The following is a 22,156-nucleotide window of genomic DNA, read 5'->3' as shown; positions in this document are numbered from 1 at the left end:
ATATGAAATCATGCCATCGCCAAAAAAGGATTGACGCTAAGTAGTGGTGGACTCTATAATCGATAACAAGTAACTTGATATGTAAGGAGTCCTGACATGATATGTTAGTAATTGACGAGGTGTATCACCATACAGCATTGCAAATATCATCGTCCGATTTATTGTACCTTATCCAACAGCTCAAGGTCAAAAAAGAAAATGAGATCGAAACGCTTAAACATAAAATTGAACAATTCGAACAAAAAAAACGTGCGGAAGAAGTGGCTTATCAGTCCTTGTCGACTGTACGCAAATGGTTCGCAGGCCGCCCTGCATCCCATCACCAGGCGGTGGAATATATGGTCCAGGTGAAGGAGCGTTTTCGCAAAATGGAACAAATCCGGCGGCGGATACGAGAACTGGACCGCATTGCTGAACGAATCAAGCATCCGGACAGCATCGAACGGGATGAAATCGAGCTTACGCCCGAAACGATCCGGGAGATTAGACAGCTTAGGGAAACGGAGGATGTATAAGCATGACTTTGGAGACGTTAAGCTCCGGGATGGATACGGTCTGGGTCGTACTGAGTGCAGCCATGATTTTGTTGATGGAGGGCGGATTCGCTCTGCTGGAGGCTGGCTTTGTACGTTATAAAAATAGCGTAAATATTATTATGAAGGTTTTTGCTGACATTACGATTGGAACGTTGCTTTTCTATGCCATCGGATTTGGCTTGATGTATGGCTCTGATGCCGGAGGTTTTGTAGGCATAACCGGATTTTTCCTCAATGGAGACTTGTCTCACCTGGATGTACCCGTTTCATTGGAAACATTCTGGCTGTTCCAGGCCGCGTTCACCATTGCCGTCATTTCCATCGTATCGGGCGCTGTGGCTGAACGGATTAACTTTCGTGCCTATCTGCTGTACATCATATTGATGACGGCCATTATTTATCCGATTGGTGGACACTGGGCATGGGGCGGCGGTTGGCTCAGCAAGCTGGGGATGCAGGATTTTGCCGGTTCTGCAGTCATTCACGCGTTGGGCGGGTTCTCTGCACTGGCTGCAGCGATTATTATTGGGCCGCGTAAAGGTAAATACACACCGCTTGGCGTGAGTGCCATTGCGCTTCCGAGCAATCTGCCGCTGGCATCTGTAGGCGCATTTCTGCTGTGGTTCGGCTGGTTTGGCTTCAATGCTGGAAGTACGCTCAGCGCAACTGATGTAAGGATCGGTCACATTGCCATCGTTACGATGTTATCTGCTGCTTCGGGCGGTGCGGCTACACTGCTCTACACCTTGTTCCGATTCAATCGTTCAGACGCACCATCGGTCATTAATGGCTCGCTGGCCGGTCTGGTCGGTATTACGGCGGGGTGTGCTTTTGTCGGTGATGTAGCTGCGATATTCATCGGGGCGGTATCTGGATTACTCATGATGGCTGCAACGAATTGGCTGGACCGCAGGCAGATTGATGACCCGGTGGGTGCGTTCCCTGTTCATGCTGTATCCGGAATGTGGGGAACGATTGCCGTGGGTTTGTTTGCAACCGATGGTGGCTTGTTCATGGGAGGTGGCTGGAGGCTGCTGGGTGTTCAGGCGCTCGGCCTCACGGCTTTGGTCGTCTGGGGATTTGTCATGACCTGGATTGGTCTGAAACTGATTGGCAAGATCGTTCCTGTCCGTTCCACGGAAGAAGAGGAAGATTTGGGTCTGGATATTAGTTATCATGGTGTAATGGCTGCACACCAGTCCCATGAATTTTTGGATGGCGAGGAGCATATTCGTGCTTTCCAGAATGATTCACCGAATCGGGATCGTTAAGAATGAACCGACTGGATAATAAGGAAGCAGACTGACACCGGATGTCAGTCTCTTTTTTTGCAAGAAGCAGGGAAAGAAGACTCAGCGGAAGAATATACAGGTGTGAACCTGAATATGTCTCACCATAGATGTATTGTCAGAAGGGGAGGATCTGTATGATTAAACCTGAACAATGTGAACGTCTGACCAGAAAAGCCCGGAAAACTCTTGAGGAGTATGGATTGGGTAATGCTGCCGATCTGCTGTTATCTTCAAGCCGTTGGGGAATTCGCCTTGATGTATCGACAATCGATGAGTATCGCAGAACAGGAAATTCACGTGTAGGTGGAAATCCGGATCTGCCGAGCAACATGAAATGGCCTTTGACACAGGACGGGGTGCCCATGACGTTCCTGGCCCAGTTGAATCTCGTGGATTTGACGCCATATACGCCTAATGATGGGCGCGGGAGTTTGCCCGAACGGGGCATGTTATACTTCTTCATTGGTGTGGATGAACCGGCTTATCATATTGAGCATCGTGTGATTTACGAGCCGGACGCTCATAACCTGATAAGGCGAGAGCCTGATGGCGAAACCGCGCTGGGTAAGGACGATTTTGTAGCACATTCGGTAACAGTGCTGCCTAATCTCGAGTTTCCTACATATGCATACATTGATTCTCTGGCTCTGAATGCAATCGCCGCCCCGCTGTCTGGTGGAACGGTAGCTGTCGAAGGGGAGGAAGGTCTATATGACCGATACCTGGAATTTGAGTCCAGCTGGAATCATCCGAGTACGCAGAACTGGGGTGGCATGTTTGGATACCCTGACGGTCAGCATCCGGATGCCGAACACCAGGCGCTGTTACAGATCGTACTTGGTGAAGAGTATACTTATGACGAGCAGGCGTGTGAGAGGAAGCTGACTGAACATTATGGCGGGGATGAGAAACGGACACAACAAGAGCTTGCGGATACCTTGCTTCTATTAAAAATTGATACGCATGACGCTATCGGTTTTCAATGGTGGGATTGTGGGGAGTTGCAATTTTTCGTTCGTAAGGCTGACTTGTTCGCAGGACGATTCGATCAAACGTATTGTTCGTTATATTCAAGTTGAGTTCGTGTTTGTTATCATCGGAGCAACAAAATGTCCCAAATTCCGTCTATATGGGGGAGGAGGGACTTTTTTTTGTTCATTATTGTTGGTTTTCGATCAAAGCTGGTTTATATATAAAGGGGGAATTTATGGTTGATTAGCGATCATACGTTCTATATAATGGGATAAAAAGGGAGTGTTTCTGTTGATTCAGTCTGCATTTAAACATATTGATGTGGCAGTGACATCATTAATCCATTTATGTGACCAACTGTCGGAGCAAGACTTGGCTTTGACTCCGATTGAGGGCAAACGGCCGGTCGGAGAATTGCTTTCTCATCTATCCGTCATTTGTCGTGCAGATGTACATATTTCGGAGGGAGCTTCCGAAGAAGAAATGGCTTTGTTTTACGAGGAAAATCAGCCGAATTCACTGAGTGAGATCAAAGAAGCGCTGATTGCGAATCAGATGTACCTCTATCATCGATATAGACAGTTTAATACAGAGGAATTATTACAGGTGACTGACTCCTATTGGGGAGCTTCGTACAGTCGTCTGGAGTGGCTGCTTGAGATCATGGGACATGTGTATCACCACAGGGGTCAACTGCATACGATGCTGACACTGACTGGTATAGAGCCCAAAGTAGCGTTGTTTGAATAGATAGATCCAGGTCCATAATGTGAGGTTCTGCCTAAATATAGAGCAAGATTTAATAGAATACATAGAACATGTTATCCGGAACAAGCAACGGTTAAGCAAGGATTAGATCGACGATACTATATGTTAATAATAGAGATTGCGAAATGGAAGAAAACAATACTACTGATGAGAGAGAGAGGAACCTATTCAGAAGCTGCATCGGGTTTCCATAATCGTTTCCATTATTGAGGGTACTCAGTTTACCGGAAATCCAACGTTTTTGCTTCTTTCCGAGGGCGATGATTTTCGCAGATTCATTTCCTAGTGGTATACTTTGATCAAGCAATGATTCAAGGAATGGAAAGGAATAATGCCGTGGCACAGCCAGCAACCATTCTGCTTGTGGATGATGAGCAGGATATTATTAAACTGATGGAGATTTATTTTGGCAATGAAGGATACCGGGTTCTGACAGCCAGTGATGGGATCGAGGCGCTTGAGCAATTGAAGAAAAAGCCAATTGATCTGATCATTCTGGATGTCATGATGCCGAATATGGACGGAATTGAAGCATGTATGAAAATTAGGGAAGAGCAGAAAATGCCGATCATTATGCTGTCCGCCAAAAGCATGGATATGGATAAAATCACAGGGCTGAGCATCGGTGCTGATGATTATGTGACCAAGCCGTTTAACCCGCTTGAACTTGTGGCACGGGCAAAGTCACAGCTTCGCAGGTACCATACCTTCAATGAGGGCCGGGAAAGCAAGGAGCATGAGTGGGTGATTGACGATCTGGTCATCAACACCGATACGCATGAGGTCTGGGTGGATGAGCAGCCTGTTCGCTTGACTCCCCGTGAATTTGCCGTTCTGGAGCTGCTGGCACGCCATCAAGGCTCTGTGCTGAGTATGGAGCAGATCTACAGGCAGGTCTGGAAAGAGGAGTTTATGGAGTCCAACAACACTGTCATGGTGCATATCCGTAAGATTCGTGAGAAAATCGAACTCGACAGCAAACATCCCAAGTTCATACAGACGGTATGGGGTGTTGGTTATAAGATGATCAAACCACAATAAGCACGTGCGTCTATGAGGTTAATTGGATACAGAGCGTGAGCAAGGAGTTCCGAAATGAATTCAAAATTAATTAACACAGTCCGGTGGAAATTTATCTACGCATTTCTGCTGAGTGGCATTTTGACGGCGGCTATTTTGTATGGGGGCAGCAAAGTTGTACACTCCATTCTGGCGGCTCAGACCTATCCTAATTATTCGATCCCTGCAAGGGGCATCAGGTGGCTGGTGAACCATATTGGGTCGGTGCCATTAATGATTATGGTTGGCATACTTGGCTTTGTGCTGTTCTTTTTCCTGTTCACGCGCAGGGTGATGCTGGTTCTGGACGAGATTACGGCGGGAATTCAGGAAGTTGCCAAAGGGGAGCTGTCTCATCGGATCGAAGTGAAGACATCGGATGAATTTGGCGTTGTGGCTGCCAGTGTTAATCAGATGGCTGAACAATTGCAGCTGTCATTGCAGGAGGAGCGCAGCGCAGTTGCTGCCAAAAATGAATTGATTACAGGCATTTCTCATGATTTGAGGACGCCGCTGACCTCCATTCTCGGATTTTTGGAATACATAGAGAAGGATCGGTACCAGGATGAAATTGAGATGCGCTATTACGTGAGTATTGCGTACGAGAAATCCTTAACATTGAGGAAGCTGATCGACGATTTGTTCGAATATACCCGTGTCAGTGGTGGTAGCTTACCCTTGTCATTGACTTCCTTGAACCTGAATCCATTCCTGATGCAGCTTGCGGAGGAGTTCGCTCCGATGCTGGAAGAAGCGGGCATGACATACAAGATCATTGGTGGACAAGAACCTTTATGGATTCAGGCCGCTCCTGGCGAGCTTGTTCGTGCGTATGAGAACTTGTTCAGTAACGCGATCCGTTATGGGGCACAGGGTAAAGTGATGGAGATTGCGTTGTCTCTTGAAGGTGAAGAAGCTGTGGTGCGCATTAGCAATTATGGTGAACCCATTCCGGCGCAGGATTTGCCGCACTTATTCGATCGATTCTACCGGGTGGACAAATCCCGCTCTCGCGACACAGGCGGCACCGGACTGGGGCTGGCTATTGCCAAATCCATGATTGAATTACATCGCGGGAGTATCACTGCCTACAGTGAACAGGGCCGGACCGATTTTGTTACGCGTTTTCCGGTGACTGCTCCTCCGATGAACAGAGATACAGAGGAACGGTAACCTGGCAGAATCCTCTTCTTATATAAGAGAGTTTGCTTGATTCAGCATCTATGCTAGATGCTGAATTAAGAAAATGATAAGAAGTTACCCACTTCCTCCTTAAGAAATATTCGGTATTCTTAACCTCAATCGTACACATGAACTGCAAAATTGAGGAGGATACCGAATATGAGATTATTATTACGTACAGTCAGATTGAGCTACATATATATTTGCGGAGCAAGCGCGTTACTTAGCGTAGCGCTCCTATTTGTCGTTTATCACATGTTACGTTTTGCCCATCATCATATCCTATCGGAGACAACAGGAATAACTCGCATTATGTACTGGGTGATAAACCATATCGGTACAACGCCATTGGTTATATTCATCGGGGGTGGTATGTTTGCATTGTTTTTTTGGATTCGATCCCAGAAGATTGCAGATGACCTCAAGGTGATTGGTCGTGGAACTCATGAACTGGCCCATGGCCGAATTCCAGCACAGATTGAAGTGTTAAACGGAGGAGAGCTGCGGCAGATTGCCACGGATCTGAATGACGTTGCGATACGTATACAATCGGAGCGCTTAAACAGTTCAGACCAGGAGTGGATAGATCGAGAGCCGAGAGACGAAGAATGGTTCAGTTCTGGTATGTATATGTTTGGCGAAGAAAGTAGCCGACAACAAATAGCGTCAGAAAGTGAGAGAAGTCATAAGCAACGTATTCAAGCAGATTTGGTTGGATCACAATCTGGTCGCATAAGTGCCGATCTGCCGATTAAACTGACTCTCTACGGTGTTCGTTCTTCGCTGGATACGATCATGGAAGGCCGTTGTCGGGATGAAGCGGAGGTTCAGCACTGGGTCAGGTTGGCGTATGAACAGACGTTAAGGCTGGAGCTTGCCCTGGATTCTATGGAAATGAAGCCGCAGGAACAATCAGGCTCCAATCCACATGTATTTAGGGAGCCTGAATGTTGAGATCCAGCATAAGGCGCGGTATCTATCACATATTTGATGCCTCTGTAGTCATCGTTATTTTGCTAGCGGTCGGCTACATCTATATTGTTACTTACGGCGAAGGTGTACTTCGCAATCATCCTGAGGCCATTTCGGTGGCCTCTTCCACCATCATTACCAATGCGGATGGAACAGAAATTTCGAGATTACAAGTACAAACCAAGGGATATGCGGAGTATGCCGATTTGATGGATATGCCCGATCTGTTAAAGCAGGCGTTTCTGGCTACGGAAGATCGACGTTTCTATAACCACGATGGACTGGATTTTATCGGAATTGGCAGGGCGGTTGTGCAGGATGTTTTACATATGAACCTGAGTCAGGGAGGCAGCTCAATTACACAGCAACTGGCCAGAAATCTGTACTTGAACGGAGATAAAACGCTGGTTCGCAAGGTGAATGAAATGTCGATTGCCATGGCGATGGAAAAGAGATTTAGCAAGGATGAGCTATTAGAGCTGTATTTGAATCATATTTATATGGGACGCCAGCAATATGGGGTTAAAGCTGCGGCATGGCGCTACTTCGGGATTAAGGATCTACATCAGCTGGAGATCTGGCAAATGGCTACGCTGGCCGGCATTCCGAAGGGGCCTTCTATATACAATCCGGTGGATCGGGAAGACCTGTCCAAAGAGAGGCGTTCTGTGGTTCTTGGACTCATGTATGAGCAAGGAATTATTACCAAGAAACAGATGGAGGAAGCGCGAAATGTGGACTATACACCGCCCAATTCAACAGTTGAATCGACTCCAGGCTCAACAGCGCCTGCTTACGTGTCTGCCTTGGATGCGGTAATCGAGGAGGCTTCTCGTCTCACAGGCAAGAGTGGAGCAGAGATTCAATCCGCAGGCTGGACCATTCGTACGGGATTGGATGATCAGGCGCAGCTGGCGATGGAGCAAGCATTCCGTGAATCTTCCCGTTTCACCGATGATCGTGAGGATGAGCAAGTGCAGGCGAGTATGGTCATACTGGACCAGCATAACGGTGAAGTCAAAGCGATGATGGGCGGGCGAGACCCTGTAAAAGGAGGCATTAACCGGGCAACCACGGATGCAAGGCAACCTGGTTCTGCATTTAAGCCTATTATTGCATACGGACCTGCATTGGAATCAGGTCGGTTTAAGCCAGAGAGCATGCTGCCTGATCAACGCATGAAATATGGGAGTTATCAACCAAGCAACTTGGGCGGGCGTTACAGAGGTACAGTTACGATGTCGCAAGCGATTGAAAATTCCATTAATGCTCCGGCTGTATGGCTGCTGCATAAGACAGGACTGGGACGCGCACATCAATTTGCAGGTCGATTGGGCATTGAACTGGGCAAGGAGGATCTTAATCTGTCGATTGCCTTAGGTGGTTTGCATAAAGGGGTGTCTCCACTAAAAATGGCCCAGGCATATTCCGTGTTTGCCAATAACGGCAAGTTCAATACGGCACATCTAATTCGTGAAATTACGGATTCACGCGGCCGGAAAATCTATGCTTTTAAGCCAGAGAACAAGCAGGTGATTTCCACCAGCACGGCAACAGTCATGACCGGTATGCTCCAAGATGTGGTCAGTCAAGGAACAGGTAGAAGGGCACAGCTGAGTCAGTATAAGGTAGCGGGGAAGACAGGAACAACGCAAGCTGCATTACCTGGTATAACCAAGGAGGCGAACAGGGATCTGTGGTTTGTAGGATATACCAGCAAGTGGACGGCTGCAGTCTGGATGGGATTTGATCGTACGGATGCAAAGCATTATATGAGATCCGGAAGTGGCGTTGCGGCGGATTTATTTGCATCGGTTATGAAGCGTGCATTACCATAAAAGAGAATGGTTTACCGTACACCAATGGACATGGATTGTCCAACAGACATGGGGAGTTCTTTTTTATGGATTGTACAGTTATCATACAAATGGATACAAGGATGAAAACAAAACACTGCAAAATTTGATGATAACGGATCAACATTGGTTGGAAATATAGAAGACCCGTTGGAGACAGCGTTTACCCTGTCTCCAACAGGCCTTTATCGTTTTAGTTTAGTGATAATATATTCTTCTGCTGTGTTAGGATTTTGCTCGCAATGATTCGGGTATACGACGAATCATCTGGTTCAACACCTCGGACAATACAAGTCCGATCGCGATGGCACCGGATAACATAAGTGCTTTGGCAGCCATCTCCATGGCAGCGCTGTAGTCATTTTGCACAAAATTACGCATCGCATTATAGGCCAGTCCACCGGGAACGAGCGGAATGATACCTGCTACGCTGAAGATAATGACAGGTGCGCGAAACATGCGGGAGAACAGCTGGCTTATGACACCAACCGCGATGGTCGCTGCCAAAGTAGCAGGAACAGCATCCGCAGCATATTCGAGCACAATATAGATGATCCAGCCGATCATGCCGACAAATCCACCGTGAAGCAGCATGCGCCGAGGAGCGTTGAAAATAATACCGAATGCGGCCGAGGCGACAAAGCTGGTCAGGGCCTGTTCAATAAAATGAAGCATAACCTGCAACTCCTCCATCTTACGTAAAAAGTGAAAAAACAACAGCGATGCCGGTACCGATCGCAAAAGCCGTCAGAAACGCCTCGGCTCCCTTGGATAACCCGGACACAAGATGCCCGGCCATCAGGTCACGCACAGCATTGGTAATCAGCAGTCCCGGTACCAGGGGCATGACTGAGCCAATAATGATTTTGTCCCGTTCATGACCCGCGCCCATATACACAAGCAAAAAGGCGAGAAGACCGATGACAAATGAAGCTGTCAGCTCGGCAAAAAATTTCACGAGTACCAGCCGATGGAAGGCAATGACCGCTGCATAGCCAATACCACCGCAGAGTACCGCAGGGAGAAAGTCGACCCAGCCTCCACCAAACATAATGGTAAAGCACCCACTGGATAATGCCGCCGCCGTAAGCCGCACAACCGCAGAATAGGAAGAGGGTTGACCCTCAATTTGTTGTAACAATGCATAGGCATCCTCAACGGACAATTCACCTTGTCCAATACGCCGGGAAACGGCATTCACTTCGGAGACCTTGTGCAAATCTGTGGTTCGTTCAGAGATCCGTATCAGCTTGGCGGGCTCGGTTGCATCAACCGAGAAGAAGATACCTGTGGGCACAACATAACTGTGCGAATGGGGAAGGCCCAGCGCGGCAGCCATGCGTTTCATCGTATCTTCCACACGATAGGTCTCACCGCCGCTTTGCAGCATGATCTTGCCTGCCAATAGACAGATTGCAATCACGCGGGATTGTTCAGTATGATTTGTCCCAACCAGCTCCGTCTCAGACTGAGGCACGGGTGGAGGATCATGAGGGATATATTCCAACCGGATCAAGCTCCGTTCATATGAGATAAGGCTTGGTGCCGACACCATTGTATCATATTTCACACGTTAGCAAGGAAACATACCGCACGAACCACAGGAAGTCATCCAGGTTGCAGAGATTAATGCCATACATTCACACCAAATTGATAACCCGATAACTCCTAAAACCCAAAAAGGCTTCGCTCCCGGGGCCTGATGGTCAATGGGAGTGAAGCTTCTTGGGTTAGGCTCAATCGAGACAAAAAACAACTACATCAACAGGGTAATGACCAACAGCTCATACAGCACGAGTGGCAGAATGGTTGGTCCAAACAAGGCACGTGGCTCAGGATATCCATGCATCGGCGTAACCTGGAGATACAGTATTCCCCGATCTGCGCTGATAATGACACCTTCCCATACCTGACCATCGATATTCTGGACTTGCACATTCTTGCCTACATGCTGCCGGGCTGTATGATGAAGCATATTCCGCACACTTTGCACGGATTGGAGCATTGGTTGATTGGCTTGGTATACGACCCGTGCGGATGGTGTGGATGTGGATTCAGACATGATGCACAACCCTTCCTCAAAATAATTTCTTACTTCAAGGTATGCATCTGCCTACAAAAGGTGATCACACAAATGCCATCTCAAGTCTTCCATGCCCATTCTCATAAGCCACATTGCCAAGTGCGCCATTCACAAAAGTTAACTGTGGCGGGATGTGGCCAAGATCCACATCATACAGTACGGGAACATCCATATCTCCGAGAGCCGAAGACAGGGCATCGATGAAGTTGAAATCTCCTGTATCGGAATAACCAGCAGGTCGGCCGAACATGAAGCCTTTTACGCCTGCAAACCAGCCTGCCTGTCTCATCTGCCACAGATGACGGTAGATATCACCCGCATTCATCTCACAGCTTTCCAGATACCAGATCGTTCCTTCTTCTGCACAATACTGATCAAGATACGCTTCAACTGGTGCGTAAGGTGTGCCAATCAGACAGGTGATCGTATCCATGCAGCCGCCGATCAACCGACCTGAGAATGTAACTTGCGAGTCTGCTCCTTCGGACTGCCCTAGCTGTTTCCAGTGAGAAGGAGTATCCAGATTGAACGTCGACAACTCCGGTTTCCATTCCGATTGATAGTGAGTGGAGGAAGACTGAGTGATCTGGCCTCCCTGGCCTGTCTGTAATACATCAATCCAGCGGGCGGTCACCGGATCGAGATCGTTGGACCTTAGATCCACGTAGTTCGTACCATGTGCCGAAGCCGTTCCGGTGATCAGGGTGTATGCGAATAAAAAGGTGCTGATATCTGAATATCCCATAACCCATTTGGGAGGCAACGTTTTCAAAGCTTCCCAATCCAGCAGGGGCAGGATATCCATAAGGAATTCTCCACCCCACGGAGGGATAATAGCCTGAATCTCAGGGTCACGGAAAAATGCATTGATCTCGGCAGCGCGATCTTCCTTGGAGGAACTTACACATTTGGCGTTATGCCGTAGAAATGGGCTCTCCTGAACACTAAAACCAAGGCGCTCCATGTTGTGCCTGCTCTCTTCAAGGTAATGATGCAAGGATTCACTTACACCGCTGGATGGTGCAGCCACGCCAATGGTATTTCCCGAAGCGAGTGGTTGCGGGTAACGGATAGAACGGTTATTCATTTTGGAAACACCCTTTCTTGTGAACATATCGATTTAACGAATGTTTCCATTATAAAGAATAATTGCGCTTATACCAGCATGATTCTGAAAATGATTAAGGGTTCACCGGGATTTCCATTGAAAATGGTGATTTAAATTTCATTGGATAGGTGGAAATATGCATCTTTATTTCCCCTTTCATCTTAGCCCCATTTTGAATAGTAGAAGAGATAATTGTATGTCTTTCATCTGTTCCATCTCCACTGCTCCAATTGGAGCCTGGAATCTGATATTCTTTACCTGCTTTGTCCATAACATCTCTGAAAGCTAGAATGAACTTGCCTTCCATACTACCGTCCACAGAGAAATGGATAACCAAATCTTTACCAACGACCTTGCTTCCAAGCATCTTCAATCCAGATGGACCGCCTGTAATTTTGTGTGATTTCAGATCAACGACGATATCCAGTTCATTTTTATTCAACCCCGAAAATCCAGATCCTTGTAAAGTCAGCTTTTTCGGAATAGAGAAGTACATGCTTTCAAAATAAATGGATCGTTCATCCTCACCTGTCGTGGTGTTTGTTCTCCATGCGCGGCCTTGTTCATCGACCAATTGAAGATCATCCAGTCCAAAGATCTTCTTTGTATTTTTTGGATCGAATTTTACATCAAGCACAAAACGAGTTGGATAAAGGGTAGCCTGTTTAACATCAATACGCTGCCCATCTACCATTAACGTTTGATTTACCGGGATGATTTTTTTCATACCTTTCGTTAAATCAGTGTCTACTGGGAAAGTAACTTTCCACTCTTTAGAACTCCCTTTATATCTGGATTTAAATACAACACTTAGTTCTTCGGGGGGGGAAGCATCGCCCGTAAAGATAACATCGATATAATTTTCATAAACATTCTCGTCTGAAGTCGGTTTAGGGGAAGAATAACTAAATCCAACAGGAAGATTCTTACCATGCTCATCAAGCAAATCGATGTCATACATACCCTTGTCTGGATCTTTCATGCCTTTCATCGTGTAAAAAATAACCATGCGTGACTCATCTGTAATGATGCTGTCCACGGTCACCGAAGCTCCATCATGCTCATCGGTCACACCAACCTTCTGCAAGAGGGATTGATCGATAGCCATCATTAACCCTTTGTCCTGGCGAATCATACTGACGATGCCCTCCATGCCTGGCAGTTGCTCCACAAAGGACGCAAAAGCGGGGGAGACGCGGATACATCCCGTAAACACGAGGATGATTGCGGCTGCCGATATGGAGCTCATAACCCAGCGCAGCCGGGACTTGCGCTTGCGCGCAGCCTGACGAATTCCGGCCTGTACAGCCTGATATGCTTCGGCATCCGGTACAGACATGGCGTCGTATTCTGTTTTACGATCATTCAGACGCTGCTCAATGGCTTCAAATGACTTCATCTCATCGCTCATGAGTTACATCTCCTTTCGTTTCAAGTTGGTCCCGGAGCTGCCTAAGTGCTCGATGCAATCGGGATTTTACGGTTCCGGTCGGAATTTCGAGAATATCAGCGACCTCTGTTAAGGAGAAACCTTCGAAATAGCTTAGAATAATAATTGGTTTGCAATCCCGATCCAGCGCAGAGACGGCTGCGGCCAGATCAGGGTCTGCGGGCTGGTCCCAGCTGCTGGGTTCATGAATTTCGGTAACGTGGCTGAACCGGCTCTTGCGTTTGCGTTCGTCCGCACAGTAGTTCAGCAGAATGCGGATCAGCCAAGTGGCGAAATAGGAGGGTTCTTTTAATTTCTTGAGCTTTCGATAAGCTCTGTAGGTGCATTCCTGTATCGCTTCCAGCGCATCGCCCTCGTTGTGCAGATAGGCACAGGCGATCCGGTACAGTCGGCTCTGATGCATCTCCATTAAGGCTGCAAAAGCCTCGGCATCCCCTTTTTGTGCGGCGATGGTCAGTTGAGCAGGGGTCACATGGCTCCTCCTTTCATGGATGTTGTTGCGTATTAGACCGTGCAAAGGGCCAAACGGTTCTTGATTTTGGGAAAAAAGTTATGTATACACGTACTGAGACTACCACAAAGAAGCAAATTGCTCAGAAAACTGAAAACAACCGCCAAGCTCTCCTTTATGTTAGAGAGAGGAGTTCGGCGGTTGTTTTTCTTTATATGACTTGTCTGACCGTAATGAGGTTCGTTTCTCCCGATTTCAATCTTCCGAATAAAGATGGAGTTTCTTCGTAACTTCCAGACCAGGCACCGCGAAACTAGCAAGTGGCGATGGCAGATCATCCAGCGGGAACCAACCGATCTCACCAATCGCTCCGCCTTCTTCGAGGTTACGAGCAATGCCGCCAATAACTCGAGTTGAGTAGAGGACGGAAATCCAATGTTCTTGTTTTTCAGGTCGGATCGTCTCTGCGGTGCAGAGCAGCTTGTCGATGGTAATATCCAGATCGACTTCTTCCTTAATCTCCCGAATGACGGTCATTTCAATGGATTCGTATGGGTCGACTTTGCCCCCAGGGATACTCCAGGTGTACTGTTCAGGCTGACGATTCCGCCAAACCAAAAGGACTTCATTACGTTCGTTGAGGATGACCGCTCCGACACCAATCCGAGGTTGGACAGGAGAGTTCTCTGTACCTTTGGTGTTAAGTAAGGACAACGCAGATCCTTCGGCAGCGACCAATCGTGAGTCTGAGTGATCTTCCGTCTGTTTAGCTCCTTGGACATGAGTAGACTGAAACGCGAGCGGAAGTTTGGTCTGCGTTGACCATTCTTCTGCAAGGATACTCATGGAGATCAGATCATAATGCGTGCCATCCCGTAGAACGGCAGAGCGCTGACGGCCTTCCTCCCGAAATCCGGCTTTCAGATAGGCGCGCCTCGCAGCTTCATTGTATTCAATCACTTCGAGCGCAATCCGGTTCAGATTCAATTCATGGAATCCATAACGAATAATCAGGGCGAGAGCATCACTGCCGTATCCTTTGCCCCGATCTTTGTCATCACCAATACCAATTGCCAGGCGTGCAGAGCGGTTATTCCACTCAATTCGGTAGAGGGCCGTGAATCCGATGAACCGATTGTCCTCGAGAGTACGCAGTGCAAATTCAAAGCCATTGTCTCTACGAACTGCGGATGACCCCGTCTCATCCGGCGTTAGCGGAACAGCAATATCGGTATCCAGATTACGCAAGTAATCATAACTGTCAGTAAAGCGGGAGAGCCGCATGCAGTCTTCTGGGCAAGGAGCAGCCAGCCGGACTTTGGAGCCTTGAAAAGCATTTAAATGACGTGGAGCCATGTTGCACCTCTTTTATTGGATATGAAATCATACATTTTATCTCATTATACTACGAAACAGAGAGGATACCGAAAAAGGGCACAAGTAGGGGAGCATATCCTCCTGATTAGGAAAAGAAAAGCGACGCTAAATGCGTTTAATATAGATCAATATAATTCAATATAGATCATCTGGATATTTCCGAATGTAGACAAAACAAAAAGCAGCCGAAGGGCTGCTCTACCATTCATTATTTCATATCCTGCAACAGGTTTTTCATTTTCTTGTAGTGCCCGCTGACCCGATCAACCATGTAGTTATACATAAGCTGATTCTCCGAAAGATTCGCCATTTCCTTGTCAATATCAACGTTATTGTTGTTATTATTCATGGATGTTTCGTTGTTCTCGACAATACGGTAGTTTACGATGGAGTCATTGGCATTACTGACCGGAAAGTGTTTCTCATGAGTCCGTTTCATATCGAGCTGATCTGTTTTGCCATTCTCAATGATACGTCTAAGCTCTTCCTCAAACTCCACCGATTTCTTTTTGTAATTGGGTGTGTCTGCATTGGCAATATTTTCAGTGGTAACCTTGTGCTGTACGTTCAGCGCTTGTAACAGAGATTCATTGCGTCTGGAAGTGTTCGTTTCAATCAACGGCTCAGTCTCCTTCAATGGAAATGCAATTGCTTTCATCATAAAAAAATGAGCTACTGCCTGTCAAGTTAGGCAAAAGAAAAGGACAAGCGCATGACGGAGGCTTCCATTACGAAATCCTGCTTCATGACATCTTATCCTTGTCCCAGCCCGTATGAATCAGTCCTTACGAATCAGCTATGAAGAAGGACGATTGATGTTTTTGCCATAATAAATCTCATCCATCTCCAGCTTCAACCACTCCGTAATTTCCTGTTGCTCGGCCTTGCTCAGTTTATCTTTGGTATAACCAAACAGATAATTATCGAGATCGAATTCTTTCAGTTTACACTTGGTGTGAAAAATGTTCTCCTGATAGACGTTCACGTCAATCATGTCGAAGCTGCTCTTGATCTCATCCGGAATGTAATTCTGGATTGAACCGATCTCATGATCAATGAACAGCTTGCGTCCACTCGTATCCCGTGTAAAGCCACGTACCCGGTAATCCATCGTCATGATATCCGTATCGAACGAGTGGATCAGATAGTTCAGTGCCTTTAGCGGCGAGATTTCACCGCAGGTAGAGACGTCAATATCTGCCCGGAACGTACTGATGCCTTCGCTCGGGTGGAATTCGGGGTACGTATGAACGGTAATATGGCTTTTGTCGAGCTGCATGACGACATTATCGGGCAGGGGGCCGGGAGATTCATCGAAGGATTCTTCAGGGATCTCCACAATGGGGCCTTCCGAGACAAGCATCGTCACACTTGCACCCTGGGGAACATAGTCCTGTTGGGCGACATTCAGCACATGGGCACCGATAATGTCAGACACGTTATTCAGGATTTTGCTCAACCGGGCGGCATTATATTGTTCATCAATATATTCAATGTAAGCTTCGCGTTCATCTTTGGTTTTTGTATAACAGATATCGTACATATTGAAACTTAGCGACTTGGTCAGGTTGTTGAATCCATGCAGTTGAATGCGCTGCTCTGGCGTTAATGTCATGGTTGCAGTTCCCCTTTGTCCCATACGACATGGTAATCGCAGTTTTACTACTACTTATACCCAACCTGCCGCCAAAAAAAACATATGTACGTCATTCTTTACTGCTCCAGTCGTGCACAGATCAGAATGAAGAATCTTCATAATCCCCAACATCGTTCATCCGTTCATCTTCGGCGACCGATTGGATATCCTCCGAGGTGACGCTGATGATCGTATAATCTTCATTCTGCTGTTTTTTGACCGCTTTTTCCTTAATAAAACGGGGACTTCCATCCCCGGCATCTTCATCATACACGAGCAGGAGACCGTCGCTTTTGCGCAGCAGTAAGTCATCCCGCGCAGTAAACTGCCACGGGCCGATATACGGCTGATGACTAATCGCACCATAATAGTCCACACCTTGCAGAATGGAGCGATAATATTCCTGTTTGTCTTCCTTCCATTGTTCCTCGGGATTCTGAAAAGCGGTAATGATGGACAGCTTCAGATCCGGGAACGTCTTTTTCAGCTCAAGCACCACTTCGCAGGCCCACAGGTCTACACCGTATTGGCCTGGAGTCAGCACCCATTCCAGCCCGTCTTCGACCAGGGGCGTAAGACGGGAGGAGATCGCCTTTTTGATGAAAGGAATTCCCTCATGCTTCTGTCCAAAGATCTGTAGTTCATGTGCACGATAACCGGTAATCAGCAAGTTTTTCAGTATCGCTTCCTCCTTTCAGGCGTGGTCAGTCCATCGGCCAGTTCCGGCACCGAGGCTTGTCCAGAATCGGCTGAAATCGCTGAGTCAGCGATGCCTGTTCTTTGAATCATCCCGTTAGTTCGCTGGTGGAGCATCCGTACGGAATGGATAGAGGAACTGTTTCGGAATGTCGGTCTCAAATCTCATCAACTCACCCGACGTTGGATGGATGAACGAGAGAACCCGTGCATGCAGTCCCAGGCGACCCAGTGTTTTGGTATGAGCACCGTACTTTTTGTCGCCTGCGATGGGATGGCCCAGATCTTCCATATGCACACGAATCTGGTTTTTGCGTCCCGTTTCCAGACGGACTTCCAGCAAGGAGAACTCGCGGTTCGACTGTAGACGTTTGTAGTGTGTAATGGCATGTTGTCCATCATTCGGGCGAGAACTAGAATACATTTTGAGCGTTTTGGTTTCTTTCAACCATGAGGAAATGGTGCCCTCTTCTTTCGCAACGGCGCCTTCCACAAGGGCAACATACAAACGTTCCTGTACATTCTCTTTCCAATTGTCCTGCAGCTTCTGCTGCACTTCTTCACTCTTGGCAAACATCATGACACCCGAAGTGTCGCGGTCCAGACGATGGACAATAAATATTCGGTTCAGCGCGTCAGTACGGCGAACATGCTCGGTCAACTGGCGATAAGCAGTAAGATCATCACTTTTGTCAGCGGCAATGGATAGCAGTCCGGCTTCCTTGCGAATGACGATGATATCATCGTCTTCATGCAAAATGTTAATGCCCGTCAGGGAAGGAGCGGCAACTGCGCCTTCTTTGCTGATCGTTACGATTTGCCCTGGCGTCAGCTCCAGATTAAACTTGGTCACCACTTTCTGATCAACGGAAACCTGACCACGACCCAGAATGGATTTGACCGCATTCCGGCCGGACTTCAAGTGCTTCAGCAAGAAGTTGAGCAGCTCATCCGGTTCAGTAACCTTGTATGGGCGTGGTGGTTCTTGCTTGCGATAATAGGAATTGCCCGAGCGTTTGGCTGCTTTGGGTTTGGGTGCTCCGGCCTTCTTGGGAGCCGCGGAGGATTTGGCGGCTACTGGTTTCTTCGCCGCTCCTGCATTGCGTGATGCGGATGGTCCTGATGATTTGGCCGAAGTGAAAGTGGACCGACCGGACCGTGCTGTGGACGAACCTGTGGATGCTTTCCCCTTGGCCGATGTATTGCCTGTTGGGCGTTTGCGTTTATTCATAAATAATAATCTCCTTCTGAACAGCCTGTACCGCTTGTGTGCATACGATCCGTTCATTTCGTTATGCAGTTCAATATACCATTAACCGGGGGCAAATAAAAATAGGTGGATGGAATCTGTTACCCATCCAGTCCAAAGAGAGTCGAGATTCATAGAATAACGTATCCCATAGCATTGGAGGTGTTACTCATGGGTGTGTTTCTCGATATGAGAAGTTCGATGAACTCGGGATTCGTAGGACAGCCGGGTTTGTCCCTGTCTCCTTCGCCGGAAGCGTTTGGCTCCATTGGTCTGCAGACCCTTGGTGTCCCAAACCCCATTATCACCTTGAATGGCACGGTTGGCGTTACTGGAGAAGTGGGGGATACGTTCGTTGTTGAACTTGTACGGGGCAGTGTTTACGATCCGTTCTTTGTAATCTATCGCGCCGAAGGTACAGTAGGTCAGAATGGTGGCGCTGAATTTCATTCGTTCACTGCACAGGATCTGTCCGCACCGCCTGCACTGGAAAGTGTGTATACCTCGTTTATTTCAGGGGTATCCACATCGGTACGAACCGGACCCGAAGTGTTCTATGGTATTGCAGCCACCAATTGGTTCCTGTGAACAGAAGGTTCAACAGGAAGAGTGTTATCATATGGCATCTTATGATGAACAGACAAAAATCCCGGCTCCAAGGAGTCCGGGATTTTTTGTTGTAGTATCCACTTTTACAAACTAGTTGGCGCGGCCTTTCAAAATGATGTTGTTGGCTTTGCCGAAGTCGATGGCGACTTTGCCCGCAAGTGCCGCTGTCCGCTCCGCAAGGACAACCGCGTTTACGCCACAGGAGAAAAGAGCTACATCGAACGTATCCTGATTCGTTTGAATCCAATGCAGTGTTGCATGCATCTGATCCCAGCTGTCGAACGGCAGCGCAGCTGTAATATTCAGGTGATACGGCTCCTGAATGAGCATGGCCCGCAGCTGTTCAATCTCGCGGGTAACGAGCAGTATACGCTTGCCTGCGAGCATACTCCAGAAGCGGGGCACCTGCGCGAGTTCCCGATTGACACAGGCATGGCAAGTCAGTGCCGGAGAAATGCCGAAATGCGCGAACACCGTGTCGGTCAGCTGTCTTTTGAGATGCTCCGGGGCTTTGATAGTACTGTCCCCGTGTGGAAGAACGCCTACGATATTCGCCCGTTGTAAGGAAGCGGCTACCTCATCCCGGAGCTGCAGATTGGGTAGACGCAGTCCTTTTTGACCCAGATTGGCCTTGATGGCCCAACGCTCTTGCAGAACCTGCTCCGTGGTCCAGACCGTTTCCTGGGACATGACGATATTCTCCCCATCGCCCACACGGACCAGAGAGAAAGGACGCTGCTCTCTCACAGCGGCTTCAAGTTGATCCAGCACACCATCCATTTCAAGATAGATTGCATTCATTCTGGTATAAGGCCCCCTTTGAAAATTCAATTGCTCTATTCTATGTTGCGGATTCGACTACGTATTGTGCGTTCGACCCGCAGGGCGCATCTTCGGGTATATATCAATCTACTTCCGGTACAGGTGAGCGCTGGCGGGCTTATGTAAAAGCTGATTTATGGAAGAACACGTGCAAGTGTCCGGACCGGTTCTATTATTTTTTCATACGTTATAGAGTCGGCTGGATTGACTAGAGCTTCTGTATGGCAGCTTCAAGCAGACAGAGGCCGTTTTTGGCGTGGAAAGGGCTGCAAAGACTATGAAAATAGTCTGACTGAATTGAAAGAAGATCACAGAATGAATGAGGAGGAAGGGTATGTCCAGAAGAGTGGTTATTGAGATTAACTTCAACAATTATGGGATGGACCCGCAGCGGCTGACGAGAGAGTGGTTGGAGCGGCGGGTGGGTATTTTTCGTAGATTCACCTTGCATTGCCTTAAGGCCCAGACGAATCAGGATTTTCTGACCGTGGTGAAGCTGTCCAAGGAATCCGGGGAACTGATGCAAGAGATTCTGGCCGAACAGGAGCCAATGCCTTCCAATATCCGTTTTGGAACAAATATCGAAAGTGTGCGTGCCATTCTGGCTTTTGCCGAGGGAGCAGAGGATATCTATATTGCCCGACTGGATTCGGATGATCTGTATCACAAGACGTTTGTTCAACAGCTCTATGATGTGCAGCCGCAGCCCGGAACGATGGCACTCATTAATCAGAATGGATATCTGTGGGACAGCGTGAATCATGAGATGGCACCAGCGTTCCATCGTTCCCCGCAGTTCTATGTCTACCTATATAAAACGGCGGAGTATGCAGCAGGATACCGGGTGAAGCTGCCGGGCCGGGGAACACATGGCAATGTCATTGAGCTTCCGCATGAGCTGTTAGCTCCGCGCAATTACGTGAATATTGTGCATTCCAGCAATACTTCCATCAAAAAAGTACCGCCCAAAGATCGGTTAAACCGGGAAGAGATGGCTGCGGTATTACGCGAATTCATGATCTGAACAAGGAGGAATTCAACCATGATTAAAGGACAAACGATTCTGATCACCGGAGGAACAGGCTCCTGGGGACAAAAACTGACCGAGGTACTGCTGGAGCAGAATCCGGCCGAGATTCGGATTCTCTCGCGTAATGAGTACGCCCAGATTGCGATGCAACGGGATTTCGGTCATGATGCACGTTTGCGTTTTGTCATCGGGGACATTCGCGACTATCGTGCTGTGGAGGAAGCCTGTCGTGGGGTGGATGTTCTCTTCCATCTGGCTGCACTGAAGCATGTTCCGGTATGCGAGGATCAGCCGGATGAAGCGTTCAAGACCAACGTCATCGGCACGCAGAATATTATTCGCGCTGCGATTCGTATGCAGGTTGCCAAAGTCATTGACGTGTCCACCGACAAGGCGGTAGATCCGATTAACGTTTATGGCATGACCAAGGCTCTGGGTGAAAAGATGATGATTCGTGCCAATGGTTTGAGCGAGTCCACCCGTTTTGTGTGTATTCGTGGGGGGAATGTGCTCGGAACCAGCGGCAGCGTTGTTCCATTGTTCCGTCGTCAGATTGATGAAGGCAAGAGCCTGACCATTACGGACAAAGGCATGACCCGCTTTTTCCTGACGCGAACGGAGGCCATCCATTTGTTATTGAAGGCGGCTGAGGCATCAGTGGGCGGTGAGACGTTTGTGATGAAAATGAAAGCCTGCAAGATGACAGATCTGGCGTCGGTCATGTTGGAACAGGCAGGTCGTCCGGCTCACGATTATAAAGTAACCGGGATTCGTCCAGGCGAAAAATTGCATGAAGTACTCATTTCTCCATTCGAGGCACCACGTACCTACAAATATGACGAGCAATATTATGTGATTTTGCCACAAGAACCGAACAAAAGCCTGACAGATCCGTATAGTGGTCTGCCTCGTGTGACCTTTTCCGAGTATCGTTCGGATAGCGCGATGATGAACCGGTCAGCGATTGCCCAATTTTTGCGTGCAGGCGGCTTTATCGATTAATAGAAG

The 22,156-nt window shown here is 47.9% G+C and carries 23 protein-coding genes and 1 pseudogene; 11 read left to right on the top strand and 13 right to left on the bottom strand.

Annotated elements, in window-relative coordinates; genetic code table 11:
• Positions 1–101 precede the first annotated feature (101 nt).
• From BUA17_RS16040 to BUA17_RS16005, 8 genes are all read left to right on the top strand, one after another.
• Positions 102–515, top strand: a complete 414-nt coding sequence (locus BUA17_RS16040) for a hypothetical protein (protein WP_063564360.1) — start codon at positions 102–104, stop codon at positions 513–515.
• Positions 516–517: 2 nt separating this feature from the next.
• A complete protein-coding gene (locus tag BUA17_RS16035; RefSeq protein ID WP_072734246.1) occupies positions 518–1,807 on the top strand; it encodes an ammonium transporter in 1,290 nt (429 codons plus the stop codon).
• A 155-nt stretch (positions 1,808–1,962) separates the two neighbouring features.
• A complete protein-coding gene (locus BUA17_RS16030) occupies positions 1,963–2,907 on the top strand; it encodes a DUF1963 domain-containing protein (protein WP_072734245.1) in 945 nt (314 codons plus the stop codon).
• 184 nt (positions 2,908–3,091) lie between these two features.
• Positions 3,092–3,550, top strand: a complete 459-nt coding sequence (locus tag BUA17_RS16025) for a DinB family protein (protein ID WP_079695331.1) — start codon at positions 3,092–3,094, stop codon at positions 3,548–3,550.
• Positions 3,551–3,874: 324 nt separating this feature from the next.
• A complete protein-coding gene (locus BUA17_RS16020; protein ID WP_170867859.1) occupies positions 3,875–4,609 on the top strand; it encodes a response regulator transcription factor in 735 nt (244 codons plus the stop codon).
• Positions 4,610–4,663: 54 nt separating this feature from the next.
• Positions 4,664–5,800 carry a sensor histidine kinase gene (locus BUA17_RS16015; RefSeq protein WP_072734244.1) on the top strand — a complete coding sequence of 379 codons (1,137 nt, stop codon included), beginning with the start codon at positions 4,664–4,666 and terminating at the stop codon, positions 5,798–5,800.
• 168 nt (positions 5,801–5,968) lie between these two features.
• Entirely contained in the window at positions 5,969–6,763 is a 795-nt protein-coding gene (locus BUA17_RS16010) for a hypothetical protein (RefSeq protein WP_139295672.1), read from the top strand.
• Entirely contained in the window at positions 6,757–8,619 is a 1,863-nt protein-coding gene (locus tag BUA17_RS16005) for a transglycosylase domain-containing protein (protein ID WP_072734242.1), read from the top strand. Before BUA17_RS16010 ends, BUA17_RS16005 begins: the two co-directional genes overlap by 7 nt.
• A gap of 243 nt (positions 8,620–8,862) precedes the next feature.
• On the opposite strand, the gene BUA17_RS16000 is transcribed toward BUA17_RS16005, so the two are convergent.
• From BUA17_RS16000 to BUA17_RS15945, 12 genes and pseudogenes are all read right to left on the bottom strand, one after another.
• The gene (locus tag BUA17_RS16000) at positions 8,863–9,312 is read right to left on the bottom strand and encodes a threonine/serine exporter family protein (protein WP_072734241.1); all 450 of its coding nucleotides are present in this window, start codon (positions 9,310–9,312) and stop codon (positions 8,863–8,865) included.
• Positions 9,313–9,331: 19 nt separating this feature from the next.
• Positions 9,332–10,093 carry a threonine/serine exporter family protein gene (locus BUA17_RS15995; RefSeq protein WP_064641029.1) on the bottom strand — a complete coding sequence of 254 codons (762 nt, stop codon included), beginning with the start codon at positions 10,091–10,093 and terminating at the stop codon, positions 9,332–9,334.
• A 300-nt stretch (positions 10,094–10,393) separates the two neighbouring features.
• Positions 10,394–10,699: a hypothetical protein gene (locus tag BUA17_RS15990; protein WP_063564352.1), complete on the bottom strand. Its 306-nt coding sequence runs from the start codon at positions 10,697–10,699 to the stop codon at positions 10,394–10,396.
• Between the two features lie 64 nt (positions 10,700–10,763).
• Positions 10,764–11,807: a S66 family peptidase gene (locus BUA17_RS15985; protein ID WP_072734240.1), complete on the bottom strand. Its 1,044-nt coding sequence runs from the start codon at positions 11,805–11,807 to the stop codon at positions 10,764–10,766.
• A 94-nt stretch (positions 11,808–11,901) separates the two neighbouring features.
• Positions 11,902–13,239: a DUF4179 domain-containing protein gene (locus BUA17_RS15980; RefSeq protein WP_072734239.1), complete on the bottom strand. Its 1,338-nt coding sequence runs from the start codon at positions 13,237–13,239 to the stop codon at positions 11,902–11,904.
• Positions 13,229–13,750 (bottom strand): RNA polymerase sigma factor, encoded by a 522-nt coding sequence (locus tag BUA17_RS15975; protein ID WP_063564349.1) that lies wholly within the window; start codon positions 13,748–13,750, stop codon positions 13,229–13,231. The genes BUA17_RS15980 and BUA17_RS15975 overlap by 11 nt, the downstream gene beginning before the upstream one ends.
• Before the next feature lie 234 nt (positions 13,751–13,984).
• Complete coding sequence (locus BUA17_RS15970) at positions 13,985–14,392, bottom strand: NUDIX domain-containing protein (RefSeq protein WP_244552172.1); 408 nt, start codon at positions 14,390–14,392, stop codon at positions 13,985–13,987.
• Between the two features lie 201 nt (positions 14,393–14,593).
• Positions 14,594–15,085: pseudogene (locus tag BUA17_RS31720) on the bottom strand (GNAT family protein); the annotation flags it as partial.
• Between the two features lie 229 nt (positions 15,086–15,314).
• Positions 15,315–15,725 (bottom strand): flagellar basal body rod protein FlgB, encoded by a 411-nt coding sequence (flgB, locus tag BUA17_RS15960; protein ID WP_072734238.1) that lies wholly within the window; start codon positions 15,723–15,725, stop codon positions 15,315–15,317.
• Between the two features lie 177 nt (positions 15,726–15,902).
• Entirely contained in the window at positions 15,903–16,721 is an 819-nt protein-coding gene (gene speD, locus BUA17_RS15955) for an adenosylmethionine decarboxylase (protein ID WP_063564347.1), read from the bottom strand.
• Positions 16,722–16,842: 121 nt separating this feature from the next.
• Entirely contained in the window at positions 16,843–17,421 is a 579-nt protein-coding gene (locus tag BUA17_RS15950) for an SLOG family protein (RefSeq protein WP_072734237.1), read from the bottom strand.
• Positions 17,422–17,535: 114 nt separating this feature from the next.
• The gene (locus BUA17_RS15945; protein ID WP_072734236.1) at positions 17,536–18,669 is read right to left on the bottom strand and encodes an RluA family pseudouridine synthase; all 1,134 of its coding nucleotides are present in this window, start codon (positions 18,667–18,669) and stop codon (positions 17,536–17,538) included.
• Between the two features lie 189 nt (positions 18,670–18,858).
• Here BUA17_RS15945 and BUA17_RS15940 point away from each other — a divergent pair, with 189 nt between their 5' ends.
• Entirely contained in the window at positions 18,859–19,275 is a 417-nt protein-coding gene (locus tag BUA17_RS15940) for a hypothetical protein (protein ID WP_063564344.1), read from the top strand.
• Between the two features lie 111 nt (positions 19,276–19,386).
• Here the strand turns inward: BUA17_RS15940 and BUA17_RS15935 are convergent, their stop codons facing one another.
• The gene (locus BUA17_RS15935; RefSeq protein WP_072734235.1) at positions 19,387–20,097 is read right to left on the bottom strand and encodes a GT-D fold domain-containing glycosyltransferase; all 711 of its coding nucleotides are present in this window, start codon (positions 20,095–20,097) and stop codon (positions 19,387–19,389) included.
• 355 nt (positions 20,098–20,452) lie between these two features.
• Here BUA17_RS15935 and BUA17_RS15930 point away from each other — a divergent pair, with 355 nt between their 5' ends.
• On the top strand, positions 20,453–21,142 hold the full coding sequence (locus BUA17_RS15930; protein ID WP_063568332.1) for a glycosyltransferase: 690 nt from the start codon (positions 20,453–20,455) through the stop codon (positions 21,140–21,142).
• Between the two features lie 18 nt (positions 21,143–21,160).
• The gene (locus tag BUA17_RS15925) at positions 21,161–22,150 is read left to right on the top strand and encodes a polysaccharide biosynthesis protein (protein ID WP_072734234.1); all 990 of its coding nucleotides are present in this window, start codon (positions 21,161–21,163) and stop codon (positions 22,148–22,150) included.
• The last annotated feature ends 6 nt before the right edge of the window (positions 22,151–22,156 follow it).

It is taken from the genome of Paenibacillus sp. ov031, assembly GCF_900143165.1.
Taxonomy (GTDB): Bacteria; Bacillota; Bacilli; order Paenibacillales; family Paenibacillaceae; genus Paenibacillus; species Paenibacillus marchantiae.
This window is presented reverse-complemented; position numbering and strand designations above follow the sequence as displayed.